General features: G+C 64.2%; 13 protein-coding genes. 8 read left to right on the top strand and 5 right to left on the bottom strand.

Annotation, left to right across the window (positions count from 1 at the left end; genetic code table 11):
• Window positions 1-2 precede the first annotated feature (2 nt).
• On the top strand, window positions 3-716 hold the full coding sequence (gene rsmI, locus VIM61_09950; protein HEY8900722.1) for a 16S rRNA (cytidine(1402)-2'-O)-methyltransferase: 714 nt from the start codon (window positions 3-5) through the stop codon (window positions 714-716).
• Here rsmI and VIM61_09945 read toward each other — a convergent pair.
• Genes VIM61_09945 through VIM61_09935 form a run of 3 tightly spaced genes read right to left on the bottom strand, consistent with a single transcriptional unit; the run spans window position 713 to window position 4,136 of the window.
• The gene (locus VIM61_09945; protein HEY8900721.1) at window positions 713-1,477 is read right to left on the bottom strand and encodes a succinate dehydrogenase/fumarate reductase iron-sulfur subunit; all 765 of its coding nucleotides are present in this window, start codon (window positions 1,475-1,477) and stop codon (window positions 713-715) included. The two genes, rsmI and VIM61_09945, sit on opposite strands and share 4 nt — an antisense overlap.
• A gap of 21 nt (window positions 1,478-1,498) precedes the next feature.
• The gene (locus VIM61_09940; GenBank protein ID HEY8900720.1) at window positions 1,499-3,415 is read right to left on the bottom strand and encodes a fumarate reductase/succinate dehydrogenase flavoprotein subunit; all 1,917 of its coding nucleotides are present in this window, start codon (window positions 3,413-3,415) and stop codon (window positions 1,499-1,501) included.
• Between the two features lies 1 nt (window position 3,416).
• Entirely contained in the window at window positions 3,417-4,136 is a 720-nt protein-coding gene (locus tag VIM61_09935; protein ID HEY8900719.1) for a succinate dehydrogenase cytochrome b subunit, read from the bottom strand.
• 123 nt (window positions 4,137-4,259) lie between these two features.
• Between VIM61_09935 and VIM61_09930 the strand changes: the two genes are divergently transcribed.
• Window positions 4,260-6,458: an ATP-dependent RecD-like DNA helicase gene (locus tag VIM61_09930; protein ID HEY8900718.1), complete on the top strand. Its 2,199-nt coding sequence runs from the start codon at window positions 4,260-4,262 to the stop codon at window positions 6,456-6,458.
• On the opposite strand, the gene VIM61_09925 is transcribed toward VIM61_09930, so the two are convergent.
• A complete protein-coding gene (locus VIM61_09925; GenBank protein ID HEY8900717.1) occupies window positions 6,455-7,087 on the bottom strand; it encodes a type II secretion system protein in 633 nt (210 codons plus the stop codon). The two genes, VIM61_09930 and VIM61_09925, sit on opposite strands and share 4 nt — an antisense overlap.
• Window positions 7,088-7,239: 152 nt before the next feature.
• Here VIM61_09925 and VIM61_09920 point away from each other — a divergent pair, with 152 nt between their 5' ends.
• The 6 genes from VIM61_09920 (at window position 7,240) to VIM61_09895 (ending at window position 15,226) form a co-directional block, all read left to right on the top strand.
• Complete coding sequence (locus tag VIM61_09920) at window positions 7,240-7,416, top strand: hypothetical protein (GenBank protein ID HEY8900716.1); 177 nt, start codon at window positions 7,240-7,242, stop codon at window positions 7,414-7,416.
• Between the two features lie 108 nt (window positions 7,417-7,524).
• Window positions 7,525-8,307 carry an SHOCT domain-containing protein gene (locus tag VIM61_09915; protein ID HEY8900715.1) on the top strand — a complete coding sequence of 261 codons (783 nt, stop codon included), beginning with the start codon at window positions 7,525-7,527 and terminating at the stop codon, window positions 8,305-8,307.
• A gap of 166 nt (window positions 8,308-8,473) precedes the next feature.
• On the top strand, window positions 8,474-8,923 hold the full coding sequence (locus VIM61_09910) for a DoxX family protein (protein HEY8900714.1): 450 nt from the start codon (window positions 8,474-8,476) through the stop codon (window positions 8,921-8,923).
• A gap of 11 nt (window positions 8,924-8,934) precedes the next feature.
• Complete coding sequence (locus VIM61_09905) at window positions 8,935-9,462, top strand: 8-oxo-dGTP diphosphatase (GenBank protein HEY8900713.1); 528 nt, start codon at window positions 8,935-8,937, stop codon at window positions 9,460-9,462.
• A gap of 218 nt (window positions 9,463-9,680) precedes the next feature.
• Window positions 9,681-13,160, top strand: coding sequence for a translocation/assembly module TamB domain-containing protein (locus VIM61_09900; GenBank protein ID HEY8900712.1), 3,480 nt, complete (start codon window positions 9,681-9,683; stop codon window positions 13,158-13,160).
• Window positions 13,161-13,162: 2 nt separating this feature from the next.
• Window positions 13,163-15,226 carry a BamA/TamA family outer membrane protein gene (locus tag VIM61_09895; GenBank protein ID HEY8900711.1) on the top strand — a complete coding sequence of 688 codons (2,064 nt, stop codon included), beginning with the start codon at window positions 13,163-13,165 and terminating at the stop codon, window positions 15,224-15,226.
• 12 nt (window positions 15,227-15,238) lie between these two features.
• Here the strand turns inward: VIM61_09895 and VIM61_09890 are convergent.
• A partial coding sequence (locus VIM61_09890) for a TonB family protein (protein HEY8900710.1) occupies window positions 15,239-16,051 on the bottom strand: 813 nt, incomplete at its 5' end.

The raw sequence follows: 16,051 nt of genomic DNA, 5'->3' as shown, positions 1-16,051 counted from the left end.
GGATGCTTTTCGTCGTTCCTACCCCGATCGGCAATCTCGCTGATCTGACGTTGCGGGCGATCGAGACGTTGCAGGCGGCCGACGTCATCGCCGCGGAGGACACGCGGCATTCCGGCATGCTCCTCCAGCATCACGGGATCCATCGCCCGCTCGTGAGTTTTCACGAGCACAACGAAGCGATGCGCACGGCGGAATTGCTCGAGCGGCTGCGGCAGGGCGCCTCGGTGGCATTGATCAGCGATGCCGGCACGCCCGCGATCTCCGACCCCGGCGCTCGGCTGGTGCGCGCCTGCGCGGAGGCGGGCCTGGAATACACGGTGCTTCCCGGCGCCTGCGCGGCGATCACCGCCCTGGTCGGATCCGGCCTCGACGCGAGCGCATTTTCCTTTGGCGGATTTCTCCCCGTGAAGTCGGGCCAGCGGGCGAATGAAATCGCCGCTGCCGTGGCGCGCGACGGCACGTCCATTTTCTACGAATCTCCGCATCGCCTCCTCAAATCGCTTGAGGCGCTGGCGGCGGCGGCGCCGGACCGGCTCGTCTGCGTGGCGCGCGAACTCACCAAGAAGTTCGAGGAGTATCGCCGGGGATTTCCGGCCGAACTCGCGGCGCACTACACCGCGCACCCCCCGAAAGGGGAGATTTGTCTGCTCGTCGAGGGAGCGGACTCGGCCGCGCGCCGGGCGAAGGTCGCGCGGCGCGAAGCCGAAGCGAACTAAACGTTCGCGCCTGCGGATTCGAGGGCCGAGGCGACGGTATAGTCGCGATTCATGCCCGCGATGAACGAGGCGGGAACGTGCGCGGGGCACACGGCCTCGCACTCGTAGTAGTTCGAGCAGTTGCCGAAACCTTCCGCATCCATCTGGCGCACCATGCCGAGCACACGACGGTGCTTCTCGGGCTTGCCCTGGGGCAGGAGATTGAGGTGGTTCACCTTCGCGCTCACGAAGAGCATGGCCGAGCTGTTCGGGCAGGCCGCCGCGCAGGCGCCGCAGCCGATGCAGGCCGCCGCGTCGAAGACCTCGTCGGCGACGACCTTCGGAATCGGCACGGAATTCGCATCCGGTGCGGAGCCGCTGCGCTCCGAGATGAAGCCGCCCGCCTGAATGATGCGGTCGAACGCGCTGCGATTCGTCGCGAGATCGCGCACGACGGGGAAGGCCCCGGCGCGGAACGGCTCGATCGTGATCGTCTCGCCGTCCTTGAAACGGCGCATATAAAGCTGGCAGGTCGTGCCGGTGCCGCGGTCCTTGCCGTGCGGGATGCCGTTGATGACGGCGCTGCACATGCCGCAGATCCCTTCGCGACAGTCGTGATCGAAGGCGATCGGCTCCTCGCCCTTTTCGGCGAGCGCGTCGTTGACGATGTCGAGCATTTCGAGGAACGAGGCCTCGGCCGGAATGTCCTTCGCGTCGTAATCGACGAGCTTGCCCTGATCGCTGCCGGTGCGCTGACGCCAGACTTTGAGTTTAAAGTTCATAGATCGCTTTGAAGGTGGGCGTTACTTGTAGCTGCGGGTTGCGGGCTTCACTTTCTCGTAGATCAGCGGTTCCTTCACGAGCGTCGGGGCCACGCCCTCGCCCTCGTATTTCCAGGCGGCGACGTGCATGAAATCCTTGTCGTGACGGAGAGCTTCGCCTTCGGGCGTCTGGTGCTCGGTGCGGAAATGGCCGCCGCAGCTTTCCTCGCGGGCGAGAGCGTCGTTGCAGAGGACTTCCGCGAACTCGATGAAGTCGGCGACGCGGCCGGCGCGTTCGAGCGTCTGGTTGAGTTCCTCGCCGGTGCCGGTGACGGCAACATTGCTCCAGAATTCTTCCTTCAGCTTCGGCAGGCGCTCGAGCGCCTCCTGCAGGCCGGCTTTGTCCCGAGCCATGCCGCACTTGTCCCAGACGAGCAGGCCGAGTTCGCGGTGGAAGGAATCCACGCTGCGGGTGCCCTTGATCGAAAGCAGGCGATTCACGCGGTCGGTCGCTTCCTTCTTCGTCTGCTCGAAGGCGGGGTGGGCGGGATCGACCTTCTTGCCGAACTGCGTCGTGAGGTATTCGCCGAGGGTGTAGGGAATCACGAAATAACCGTCCGCGAGGCCCTGCATGAGGGCCGAGGCCCCGAGGCGGTTCGCGCCGTGATCCGAGAAATTCGCTTCGCCGAGCACGTGCAGGCCCGGGATGTTGCTCATCAGGTTGTAGTCCACCCAGAGGCCGCCCATCGTGTAGTGAACTGCCGGATAGATGCGCATCGGCCGCTCGTAGGCATTCTCGCCGGTGATGTTTTCATACATCTCGAAGAGGTTGCCGTATTTTTCCTCGATGACGGGCTTGCCCTGCTTTTTCACCGCATCGGTGAGGTCGAGATAAACGCCAAGGCCGCCGGGGCCGACGCCGCGGCCATCGTCGCAGGCTTCCTTCGCGCTGCGGCTGGAAATGTCGCGCGGGGCGAGGTTGCCATAGCTCGGATATTTGCGCTCGAGGAAGTAATCGCGGTCTTCGTCCGGAATGTCGGCGGGCGCCTTGACGCAGTCTTCCTTGCGCTTTGGCGCCCACATGCGGCCGTCGTTGCGCAGCGACTCGGACATGAGCGTGAGCTTCGACTGGTAGCTGCCGCTCACCGGGATGCAGGTCGGGTGAATCTGCGTGTAGCAGGGATTCGCGAAAAGCGCGCCGCGCTTGTAGGCGCGGAAGGTGGCGGTGACGTTGCAGCCCTTGGCGTTGGTGGAGAGGTAGAAGACGTTGCCGTAGCCGCCGGTGCAGAGCAGAACGGCGTCGCCGGCGTGGGTGGTGATTTCGCCGGTGACGAGATCGCGCGTGACGATGCCCTTGGCGTGACCGTCGACGAGCACGAGGTCGAGCATTTCGGTGCGCGAGAACATTTTCACCGCGCCGCGCTTGATCTGGGCCTCGAGGGCCTGATACGCGCCGAGGAGGAGCTGCTGGCCGGTCTGGCCGCGGGCGTAGAACGTGCGGGAAACCTGCGCGCCGCCGAAGGAGCGATTTGCGAGCAGGCCGCCGTATTCGCGGGCGAACGGCACGCCCTGCGCGACGCATTGATCGATGATCGAGGCGCTCACCTCGGCGAGGCGGTGAACGTTCGCCTCGCGGGAGCGGAAATCACCGCCCTTGATCGTGTCGTAGAAAAGGCGGAAGACGCTGTCGCCGTCGTTCTGATAATTCTTCGCGGCGTTGATGCCGCCCTGCGCAGCGATCGAGTGCGCGCGGCGCGGGCTGTCCTGATAGCAGAAACACTTCACGTTGAAGCCCTGCTCGGCGAGTGTCGCGGCGGCGGAGGCTCCGGCCAGGCCGCTGCCGACGATGAGGAGGTCGAACTTCTTCTTGTTCGCCGGCGCGATGACCTTCGCGTGGTTCTTGAAATTGGTCCATTTCTGTTCGAGCGGGCCTTCGGGAATTTTCGAGTCGAGAGTCATGTTATTTCAACGCCGCGTGGCCGAAGCCGAGGAGAACGGAGACAGGGATGGAGGAGAAGCCGATGAAGAGCGTCCAGGCGACGAGCCGGCCGGCTTTTGTGAAGGCGGGCTGCAGGCGGCGATTGGAAAGTCCGAGCGTCTGGAAAAGGCTGGCGATGCCGTGACTGAGGTGCGAGGCAAGCAGCGCGAGGGACAGCACGTAGAAGGCGCTGACGAGCGGGTAGCTGAAGCCGGCGACCACCATGCGGAAGACGTCGTGGCGGCCCTGCGCGTCATGATATCCGCTGAACTCGGGATGAACGAGCAGCAGAGTGAAGTGCGCAAGGTGGAAGATGACGAAGGCGAACACGATGAGGCCGGTGAGGCGCATCGTGCGGGCGAAGACGGTGGATTGCACCCGGCTCCTGACGGCGTATTTTTCCGGGCGCGCGGCGTGATTTTCCTGCCACAGCTTCATCGTGAAGAAGATGTGGAGGGCGACCGCGGCGAGCAGACCGAGGCGGACGACCCAGAGGAGCGGGCCGAGATCGCGCAGGTGAACGGCGTAGGCGTTGATCCAGTCCGGACCAAAAAAGAAGGTGAGGTTGCCGACGAGATGACCGATGACGAAGAGCACCAGAATGATGCCCGTCACGGCGACGACGGTTTTCTTTCCGATCGAGGAAAAGAGCCAGGCCATCACGGGAGACGGTTTCCGGACGGCGGAGGTTGTGGAAGCCATAAAAGTGACTGCATTAGTTACGCTAATATTTGACCGGGATCAATTCCAACGTGTGCAAATGATCTGGAAAGTTACGGGGGAGGGCGATTGGGTGGAGGATATGCGAAGCCAAATGCCGCCGCGATGGCCGTGAGCCGCCTCTCGCCGGGTCCGGCGACGGATGCTCTGCGCGGGCTGATCGAGCGGGTGACGTTTCATAACGAGGAGACGGGCTTTGCGGTCCTCCGGGTGAAGGTCCGGGGCCGCCGGGAGCTCGTGCCCGTCGTCGGCTCGGTGGCGACGGTCGCGCCGGGCGAATGGATCATGGCCGAAGGCCGCTGGACGCAGGATCGGGAGCACGGAGCGCAATTTCGGGCGGATCGGCTCGAGACGCAGCCGCCGGATTCCCGCGAAGGCATCGAGAAATATCTCGCGAGCGGGCTGATTCGTGGCATCGGTCCGGTTTACGCGAAGAAGCTCGTCGAGAAGTTCGGCGAGCAGGTGTTCGACGTGATCGAGAATCAATCCGCGCGCCTGCAGGAAGTCGGCGGCATCGGTGCCGAGCGGCGAAAGGCCATCAAGCAAGCGTGGGCCGATCAGCGGGTCGTGCGTGAGATCATGGTCTTTCTTCACACGCATGGGATCAGCACGAGCCGGGCGGTCCGCATTTTCAAGACCTACGGCGCGGAAGCGATCGAGCGCATTCGGACCGATCCCTATTGCCTCGCGCGGGACATTCACGGCATCGGGTTCCAGTCGGCGGACAAAATTGCCGAGCGGCTCGGCCTCGCGGGCGACTCGCTGCTGCGCATCCGCGCCGGGCTCGCTCACGCCCTGGAGACCGCGACGGGCGAGGGACACTGCGCGCTGCCGCGGGCGACCCTTTTGGAAGCCGCGGCAAGCCTGCTCGCCGTGGATGTGGCCCGGGCCGAAGAGGTGCTCGCGGCCGAGCTGGAGCGAGGCGCGCTGGAGGCCGACGGCATCGGCGGGGTGGATCTCATCTTCTCGCCGACGCTGCGGAAAGCGGAGATCGTGATCGCTGAGCGCATTGGACGATTGGCGGCGAGACGGTCGCCTGGCTATCCGCCGATCGATTTCGAGCGGGCGCTGGCCTGGGTGCAGGAAAAGACCGGCAAGGTGCTCGCGGCCTCGCAGGTTCGCGCGCTCCGGCTCGCGCTCGAGCACGGGCTGGCCGTGATTACCGGCGGCCCCGGCGTCGGCAAGACGACGCTGCTCAATTCCGTGCTGAAGATTCTTCGTGCGAAGAACGTCCGTTGCGTGCTCTGCGCACCGACCGGCCGGGCGGCAAAGCGGCTGGCGGAATCGACCGGGCTCGAGGCGAAGACGATTCACCGCCTGCTGGAGCCAGCGCCTGGCGGCGGTTTCCGTCGTGATGAAAACGCGCCGCTCGAGGGCGATCTGTTCGTGATGGACGAGGTCTCGATGGTCGACGTGCCCTTGATGGCGCGCTTTCTGCGGGCGCTTCCCCGAAGTGGAAACCTTCTCCTGGTCGGCGATCCCGATCAGCTGCCGAGCGTCGGGCCGGGGCTCGTCCTTCGCGACCTCATTGCGACCGTGCCGTGCGTGAAACTCGACGTCGTTTTTCGGCAGGAGGGCGGCAGCGCCATCGTCACCAGCGCGCACGCGATCAATGCCGGCCATCTGCCCGAGCTCGCCCCGGACGGACGGGGTGACTTTTTCTTCATCGATCGGGAAACGCCCGAGGAGACGCTCGACACCGTGCTCGAGCTGGTGCGATCGCGCATTCCCGCGAAGTTCGGCCTCGATCCGTTGCGGGACGTGCAGGTGCTCGCGCCAATGAATCGCGGCACGGTCGGCGTGCGCAATCTCAACGGGCGGCTCCAGGCCGCGCTGAATCCCGCCCGCCCCGATGGCATGGAAGTGGAACGATTCGGCGTGACGTATCGTGCGGGCGACAAGGTCATCCAGACGCGCAACAATTACGACAAGGACGTCTTCAATGGCGACATTGGCCGCGTCGAGCGGGTGGTCGCCGAGGAGCGCGAGGTGCGGGTGGCGTTCGACGGGCGCGTGGTGGCCTATGACTTTGGGGAACTCGACGAGCTGTCGCCGGCTTTCGCGATCACCGTGCACAAAAGCCAGGGCTCCGAATATCCCTGCGTGATCGTGCCGCTCGCCATGGAGCAATACGTTCTCCTCCAGCGCAACCTGCTCTACACGGCCGTCACTCGCGGGCGGCAGCTCGTCGTCCTCGTCGGGCAGAAGCGCGCGCTCGCGGCGGCGGTCCGCAATCACGATGTGCGCGAACGTTGCTCGGGATTGCTCGACCGTCTGCGGAAGGCGCTGGCGCTTGCCGGCTAGGGCGTGGCGACCGTCTTGTGGACCAGCCAGAGCTCGTCCTTCAAATCCTTTGCCGCGAGGAAACGCACGGAGCCGTCCGCGAACAGGTAATTCGCGCCGTCGTTGAAGACCTTCTTCCGCAGCACGCCGCTCGATTGGTTGCCCTCGGCGGTGTCCATGTAGAAGTTCCCGCTGGCGGACTGGTTCGCGAGGAGGATCGTTTGGCTCGGGCTGTCCAGGCTCGACGCCTTGATCGTCGTGCTCTCGTCCGCATAGGCGCCCACATCGTTGTAGCCATTCATGATGTAGCTCGTGTTGTTCCGCTCGTTGGAGAGAGGGTCGGTCTTCGTGACCAGAAAATTGCGGGGATCGCCCGGGTCGGCGAAGGCCTTTCGATCCCTCATATACGCGTAGATCAGTGCCGGCCACTTGTCGGAACTCTGCACCCTCGATGGCAGGAAGTTGTCGTTCTCGTTCGCGTAAAGCTGAAACCCGGTGCCGATCTGCCGCATGTTGTTCAGCGACGAGGTGATCTTGCCGCGAAGAATCACACCCGGAGTGACGGCCATCAAGAGGCCGGCGAGCACGATAATGATCGCGATGACCACGAGCAACTCGACGAGGGTGAAAGCCGCGTGTTTGCCAGTCATGAGAGAGGGGAGCTCGGCGAACAGGTTTCTCTTCGACCAGTCGGGATGGTTTGTCAACGGCACCGCTCTCGGGCAGGTATCCCTGTGGCGAATTACGTGAGAAATCGGGGGTTGAAAAGGCGTCTATTTAGTGGCATACCGCCGAGGTTCTCATGAATTTGCCCCGGACTTGTCGTCAATGTAACTGGCAGCTCCCTTCGCTCGTGCTCGCGTGCCCGATGTGCCGCCTGCCGGTAAAAGGCCGTCGGAAGGTCGTCGGTGTTTATCTCGGGATTCTTTTCGCCATCGGCGGGCTCGGCGCGCTGTTTGTTTTCGTGGCGGCCTCCTGACGTTCGGCGAAAAAGGCCCGATTCCCGGACGAAATCCTTTCGCAGGCGCAGCGACATTTTTCATTTTGCGGCTCGCCACCCGGTCGTCCGGCCGATTGGTTGGGAGCCATGCAAAATTTAACTTTCGACGGGCAACAGCTCGTCAACAACCTCTGCGCGCGCTACGGGCTCAGCCCGAACTCCGCCGTGCAGATGATCATCGCGGTCAATAACGGCGGCGGCACCATGGCCCAGTTCAGCTGTCCCGAACTCGGAAGTGGCCAGTGGATGAAGGGCGGAATGACGATGGTCAGCGACATGTTCAACTACTCGCTCAAGACCACCGTCATCAATCTCTGCGAGGAAATCTCGAACGCGCTGGCGACGACGCAGGTCTTCCCGCCGGCGTCGATGGGCGGAGGAGTGAGCAACGGCTGGTGGCCGGCCGAGCTGGGGAATCCTTCCAGCAGCGGCGGCCAGAACGACAGTCGCTATGCGGTCTTTCCGCACGTCCGCCGCCTGGCGATCCAGCGCAATGGACAGGTGACGGTCTACGACACGCTCGATAACCAGATCGGCGGCGTCGGCCAGCAGCAGGGCGGCTCGGACTCGCTCACGTTCACGAGCCAGTATGGGACGATTCCCGTGAACAGCCTCCCTCGCATCTCGGGCCCTGGCCTGCCGGAAGCCCCGCAGACGAATTTCTTCGCTCCGTCGCCGGCTCCGTATTACGAGCCTGCTCCGGCCCCGCAATTCTTCCCGGCGCCCGCGTCGACCCCTTCGTCGAACGGCTCCTCGAATTCGTCGGACATCCTGACGCTGCTGGAAAAACTCGGCCAGCTTCACGATGCCGGCATCCTCACCCACGAGGAATTTGCCGCCAAGAAGGCGGAACTCCTCGTTCGCCTGTAAGTCGTCCATTCACGGCCTGCGAAAGCTCTCCTTCACGAGAAGAGCTTCGCAGGCCTTGCATTGACGGGACCCCTCCGGCGCACGTCCTTGCAGCCCTTGCATTTCAGGGCAACGACAGCGTTTCTTTTCCTTTCCCGTAAAATTCGAGGCTGCTATACGCTGGCGCGTGGCAAGCAACCCCGTCTATGCGTTCTTCGCGACTCCGAAGAGCTTTGCTCCCTTTTTCCTCCGGATGCTGCTCGCCGCGGTATTCATTTTTCACGGGGGGCAAAAGAGCTTCGGCTGGTTCGGCGGCAAGGGCTGGTCGGCCACCGTGCTCGAGTGGAGCCAGAGCGGCGGCCTCAATTTTCCGGTTTGGCTTTCCACTGCGGTGATGGCCCTGGAGCTGATTTCCGCGATTGCGCTGTTCTTCGGCTTCTTCACCCGGCTGTTTGCCCTCGTGATCATGGTCATCATGACCGGAGCGATCTGGTTCGTTCATGCCGGCGCGGGTCTGAACTCCTGCGAGTATCCGTTTGCCCTCCTCGTGATCGCGCTTTCGCTCGTGAGCCTTGGCGCCGGACGCTTCTCGTTCGATCGCGCCATTGGCGGGCAATTTCTGCCGTCGATCGGTTGATGGCGCCGGGAATGAGCGACGCACCGGCCGCGGGACGGGACTGGAACACGTGGCAACCGACCGAGCGGGCCACGCTGTGCTTCGTCGTGCGAGGATCGGAAATTCTCCTGATTCGGAAGAAACGTGGTCTCGGCGCGGGGAAGATCAACGGTCCGGGAGGCCGCCTCGAACCGGGCGAAACCGAACTGGCCTGCGCCATCCGCGAGACGCAGGAGGAACTCGGCGTGACGCCGCTCCGGGCGGAATGGCGAGGGGAGCTGTTCTTCCAATTCGTGGACGGCTACGGCCTGCACTGCGCGGTCTTCACCGCCGAGGATTGTGAAGGTGAGGCCGTCGAGACCGACGAGGCCATTCCGCTCTGGACGTCCGTGGACGCGATTCCGTTCCACGAAATGTGGGCCGACGATGTCCACTGGCTGCCGGGCGTGCTTGCCGGACGCAACTTCCGGGGATATTTCGATTTCGATGGCGAAACGATGCTCTCCCGCCGGGTCGATTGGTTCGATCGCGCAATGACGCCTCTCTTTGGCGCAATTTAAGTATCTGATGTGGAGTGGTTTGAAAATTTATCAAAAATTTTTGAAATTCGTCTTGCGCGGCTGGCCCGCTTTGCTACCTTGTGCCCATCGAAAGATTGTTCTGGGGGGAACAACAGCCCGTCGTAGCCATCGGTTGCGGCGGGCTGTATTTTTTCCGTTTTCTGTTGTTTTCCTGAGCGGCGCCCCCCGATTCTCGCACGGTTTCTGCTGATTTTTTTGTGGCTACTGATTCTGTGGATAGTTCCGGTTCTCCGGCCCGGCGGCGACGTCGTCTCTGGCCGTGGGGTCTGCTTGTGCTGCTCGTTGTTTTCTGGTTCGCGCACGAGCCGGTCCTGATCTGGGGAGCGAGAAAGGCTCTCACCGAGTTGCCACCGCGAATCGGTCTGCGGTTCGAAGTCGGCTCGATGCAAATCCACCTCTTCAGGCCGATCGAATTTCGCAACGTGCGGTTCGTCGTCACGAATCCGCCGGCGTCCCGCACGGACGCGACGGCCCGGCGGATCACGCTCGGGGTCAATTCACTGTGGGAGATTCTTTTCGGAACCGGGAGGGTCTTTCGCAGCGGCTCCGTCGAGGGGCTGGCCGGCACCTTCGATTTTCGCAAGCCGGCCCTGATCCCGCAGCCGCTGCCGACGCTCACTCGCGAGCAGCAGCAGCAGCTCTCGGCGATGATCCTGCGCTTCCTGCCGACGGAGGTGCATCTCCGCGCCTGTGATTCCATCTTCCTTGCGGATGACCAGTCCTACACCGTGAAGGGCCTGGACGGTGATTTCAACGAGAGCCAGAGCGGACTTTTGACCGTCAAGAGCGTGCTGATCGAGGCCGGTTCCATTCGCCAGGAGGTGACCAATGGCCGCGCCGTGACGGCGTGGAAGGACGGGGCCGCTTATCTCTCTGATCTGCAGTTGCGGAAGGAGATCGTCATCCGCGATTTTGTGGCCAACTTCGTGAACCTCGGCGGCGTGTCCCTCGACTGGGACGTCGGCGCCTACGGGGGAACTTTGCGCGGCAACATCGTGTTTGGCTCCGAGGACGACGAACTGCGGCTCGCGGCCTCGGTGGCGGTGGTGAACCTGCCGATCGCGCCGATTCCCGACATCATCGCGCTCCCGGCGAAAGCGGACGGCATCATTCGGGACGCGCGGCTCACCTTCCGCGGCAATCCCGACCATCCCCTCGACGACGAAATCTCGCTGCGTCTCTCGGCGGACGATTTTCGCTGGAACGAACGCGGCTGGCAGTCGCTCGTCGCGGGCGTGAACTACATCGGCCGGCGCCTTTACGTTTCGGCCTTCGAACTCAAGCAGGCGGACAACCGGATCTCCGCCAGCGGCGAGCTCGCGATTCCGGAGGAATTGAAGGATCTGCCGCGCGCCCATTATCTCGTCGATCTCTCAGCCGATGTGCGCGATCTCGCGGCGCTTGCCGCTCTCGCGGGACCGCCGTTCGAGCGGCTCGGCGGCCAGCTTTACCTCCACGGCTCCGTTCAAGGCGACAACGGCCATCTCACGGGGTATCTCAATGGCGAGGCCAGCGGCATTCGCTACCAGACGCTGCCGCCGGCCTCGGCACGGCTTTCTCTCGTGGCGAAGGACGAGGAATTGCAGGTGCGTTACGCCGATCTCTGGGCCGGGAACGATCGCGTCGCGGCGACGGGCACAATCGGGATCCGCGCTCCGCACAACTACGCGGGCGAAATCAAGGGCCGCATCGAGGACCTCGGAATTTACACGCCCTTCGGAGGCGACGCGGTGGCGAAAAATGTCTTCAGCGGGGCGGCCACGCTCGACTGGCAGGGCGACGGCTCGATGTCCGCGCACTCCGGGGCGTTCCAGGCGAAGCTGGCGGACGTCATGACGAGCGCGACACCGACCGGCATCACCGGAGAGTTCGCGGCCACGTATTCGCCGGAAAATATCTATTTCAAGACCGTCCGGCTCACGCACGAGAAGCTCGAGCTCAACTCGCAGCTGACGATTTCATCGAGCGGGGTAAACGTCACCGGCCTTTCGGTGCGTCGCGGCAAGCTCGGCCTGCTCGCCGGCGATGGCTTCGTGCCGTTGAATCTCTTCGCGCTCTCGAGCGGCAGGACCCTCGCGCAATCCCTCGCCACCGACAAGCCGGTCTACGCGAACTTCACCTCCGGTGATCTGCCGGTCGCCGACCTCATCGAGATGGCCGGCCAGAAGGCCAGCGTGAGCGGCAATCTGCGGTTGAACATCGGCGCATCCGGCCTGCTTCCCGAGCTGAAGCTCGACGGCCAGCTCACCGGCCGCGATCTCTCCGCGACGATCGACGACTTCACGATTCCCGCCACCACGGCCGACATTACGCTCGGCACCGGGGCGGGTCGTCTCGATGTGAAGGGTTCCGTCCGGACGAAGGGCTTCCAGCCGCTTTCGATCGATGCGCACATGCCCTTCGCCTACGAGGAAACGCCGGACGGCCTCGTGCGCCTCTACCACAACGACGCGGCCATCGCGGCGAAGATCGACTTCCCGGGCACCAGCCTCGAAATCTTTCGCCCGTTTCTTCCCGCCGCGCGAAAGCTGAGCGGCACGCTCGCTGGGAACCTCACCGTCGGCGGCACGTTGAACGCGCCGAAGATCGACGGCGAGACGACTCTTTCCGGCGGCGACATCGAAATTTCTCCCGACGTGCCGCGCATCAATTCGCTCAATGCGCGACTCGTCATGAACACCTCGCGCGTGACCCTCGAATCACTCCGCGGCGAAGTCGGCGCGGGTCCCTTCACCGCCACCGGGTGGGCGGATCTCTCGAAACCCGGGGATCCCGAGCTGCGTCTCGAGCTGAAAGGTTCGAAGGTCCTGCTCGCGCGCGATCCCGGCCTGCGTCTGCGTGCCGATCTCGACATCACCGCGCAGGGCCGTGGCTCCAGCGGCTCGGTCTCCGGCTCGGTGCGCCTCGTCGACGGCCGCATCTTCCGCAAGCTCGAGGTCACGCCCTTTCTCGTGCCGAATCCCGTGAGCGGCCCGCCGTTCGTCATTCCGAATTTCACCGGCCTCGTGCCGGATCCCTGGGGGCAGTGGAAACTCGACGTCTCGATCACGAACGGCATGCCGTTCCTCCTCGTCGGAAATCTCGCCACCGGCGATATCGCACCGAATCTCACCGTGCGTGGCACGCTCGCCGCGCCGTATCCCGATGGCGTGATCGAGCTCACGAACCTCCAGGCTTACCTGCCCGCGACCACGCTGCTCATTCCCGCGGGGCGGATTTATTTCACCGCGCAAAATCCGTTCATGCCGATCATGGATGTGCGCGCGCGCGCCGATGTCTCCGGCTACAACGTCCAGATGTATGCCTACGGTCCGCTGAGCGAACAGAATCTCGCGTTGCGGTCGGACCCCCCGCTTTCGCAGGAAAATCTCATCTTCCTGCTCACCACCGGTTTCACGCCTGCGGGCATGAGCGGCGCCGGCCTCGGGGAAGCGGCCGCGGGGCAGGGGGGCATCATCCTGCTGCGGAGCATCGTTCGCCAGCTCGAGCCGATGGGCCTCGACCTCAATGATTTCGTGAACCGCCTGAGCGTGCGCGTGATTCCGCCAAAGGATCCCTCGCAATCCACCGGACTCGCGAGTGACCTGCGGTTGACGGATCGCTTCTCGCTCACGTCCGGTCGCGACGGCTACGGCTTCTACAACGCCGGCGTGCAATACACCATCCGGCTTCGGTAGCCATGCGGGGATTCTTCCTCGCCATCGCCGCGTGGTTCGGCCTGTGGACACCTCCGCCGCCGGCCTCCGCCGGGGATGTCCATTTCGAGGGGAATCAAACGTTCGCCGCCGCCCAGCTCCGCGCGATCCTTCGGAATCGTTACTACGTGCCGCTCGACGGAGACTTCGGCGTCACCGAGGCCGACGACGCCGCGTTCTTCCTGCGCGCCTTCTACTTCTCCCGCGGCTTTCGCGAGGCCCGCGTGGCCTACACCTACCGCCCCACACGTCCCCCCGGCGTGTCCTTCGAGATCTTCGAGGGCGGGCGCAATGCCATCGGCACCGTGACGTTCGAGGGAGAATCCGAGATTCCGCCCGACCGTCTGCAGGAGATTTTCAACGCGACCGTCCGCCAGGCCACGCTGCGTCCCTTCGGCCGCATGCCGTATGTGGACAGCGCCGTCGAGAGTGCGCGTCTCGCCATCGTGAACGCCCTCGCGCAGCACGGCTACCTCACCGCCACGGCCGATGTTTCCGAGCCCGCGCCGCCGGTGAATGGCCTCGTGAACCTGCGCATCCGCATCTACCAGGGGCTGCGGTATTTCGTGCGCGACGTGAGCTTCTCCGGCATTCCCCCGGCCACGCTCCCCGGCGAAAAGCCCATCACCGCCGAGACCCTGCGCCGCGTTCTCAACGAATATCTCAACCAGCCTTACCAGCGGAATCAGGAGGCGCTCATGCGCACTCGCGTGCAGGACTGGCTGCGCAACCACGCGTTTCTGCGGGCCAACGTGCAGACGCTTGCAAATCTCGACCCCGCCACGGGCAACGTCGACGTCGCGTTCCTCATCGATGCCGGGCGCACCTACACGATCGGTCGCATCCGCGTCGAAGGCAGCATATCGACCAAGCCCGCGGCCATCCTCTCCCGCTTCGCCATCCAGCCCGGCACGCCCTATGACGCTTCGAAGGTGGACGATGCCGCGCGGCGCCTCTGGTTCAGTGGCGCCTTTTCCGAGGCCGATGTGCAACGGGTCCCGCAGCCCGATGGCACCGTCGATCTCGTCGTGAAGGTCGAGGAAACCTCGGCGAAGCGCATTCAGTTCGGTATCGGCTACAGCCAGTGGGACCGCGGTCTGGCCGAGATCCATTACATCGACCGGAATTTTCTCGGCACGCTGAACCGCCTCTCCCTCGACGGCACGATCTCGCAGCGCTCCTACGGCATCTCCGGCGCGCTGACGGATCCCTGGGTGTTCGGAACGGATTTCGAGGGCTCCATCGGCGCCGCCTACGCGCATCGCGAGCTGCCCGCCTACCGCGGCAGCGAGGCGTCCGCCACGCTTTCGCTCGCCCGCAGCTACAGCTCGGCAAATCTCACCGGCTATCGCCTTCAATACGGCTACAAGAACGTCACGAACGCCGTCGTCTTCGGCGACGACTCCGGCACCGATCCAAACTACACGCTCGGCAGCGTGACCTTCAGCCAGACCTACGACACGCGGAACAACATCCTCAGCCCGATGCGCGGCTGTTTCCTCAACCACGAGGAAGAGATCGCCAGTCCCGTCCTGCTCGGGAACGTCTCCTTCCTGCGCCTTTCCGTCCAGGCCACGTATTACCTGCCTCTGCGTGAGATCACGACCGAGCACCCCTTTGTCCCGTTCCTCATTTTCAATCACCGCGCCGGCGTCATCCTGCCCTCCGGCGGCGGCAGCGAGAGTGTCCCCGTGCAGGAGCGCTTCTTCCTCGGCGGCCCGAATACCGTTCGCAGTTTTCAGCTCGACGGACTGGGGCCCTCGGACCGCGACGGCGATCCCCTCGGCGGCCTCGGCATGTTCCTGCTCAATGCCGAAATCCAATGGCCCGTTTACAACAACATCTACCTCGCCGCCTTCGCCGATGCCGGCAATGTCTGGAGCTCCGCGAGTGAGATCCGGCCCATGGATCTGCAGGTCGGCGCCGGGCCGGGCCTGCGTGTTTACACGCCGCTCGGCGCCATTCGCGTCGACTACGGCTACAATGTGAATCGCCGCGCGGGCGATCCCATTGGCGCCTGGCAGGTCGGCTTCGGCTTTACGTTCTGAGCGACGGAACGCTCAGCTCTGGTCGAGTTCGAACGCGACGTTGATCGTGTAGGTGTCGCCCTTGCCGAGGCCGTCGGGCAGCGGCGCGATCCGTTTCGTGCGCTCGGCCGCCTTCAGCACGGATTCGTCCATCACCGGGTTCCCGCTGGATTTCACGATGCTGGCGTCGGAGACCGTGCCGTCCCGGGCAATCTTGATCTGGAGCACGCACGAGAATTTGTGGCCCTCGCTGTAGAGCGATGTCGGCTGGTCCCACTGGCTGTAGAGCGAGTCGTGAATCATCTCGTGATACCAGCCGAAATCCGAATCGCCCCCGCCGCCGCTCTTCGCGTCGCGACCGGCGCCGGACTTGGCCGCGCCGTCTTTCGTCTGTGCGCCTTTCTTCGTGGAGGTGTTCTTCGGCTGATCTTCCTTCGCGTCCTCGTCGTCCTCACCGCTCTTCTTCGGCGTCGCCTTGGGCGTCGCGGTGGCCTTGGGTTTTGGTTTCGGCGAAGGCGAGGCCTTTGGTTTCGGGGAGGGTGACGCCTTGGGCTTCGGTTTCGGCGACGGAGAAGGGGATGGCTTCGGTTTCGGTTTGGGAGTTGGTGTCGCGCTCGGTTTGGGCTTTGGCGTGGGTTTGGGCGTGGACTTGGGCGTGGGTTTGGGAGTCGGTTTCGGGGTGGGTTTGGGAGTCGGCGTGGGTGTTGGGGTGGGCGTGGGCAGGGGAGTCGCGTCGGGAGCTTCCTCCTTGGGCTCCTCGGGGGTGGGCTCGGGCGTGGGAGGCGGAGTGGGTTCCGGGGTTTCCTCGGGCGTCGGCTCGGGGGTTGGGGGAGGCGTGGGCTCCGG

The organism is Chthoniobacterales bacterium (assembly GCA_036569045.1).
GTDB lineage: Bacteria > Verrucomicrobiota > Verrucomicrobiia > Chthoniobacterales > JAATET01 > JAATET01.
Note: the sequence above shows the minus strand (reverse complement) of the source record. Positions and strands in the feature narration are given on the sequence as shown.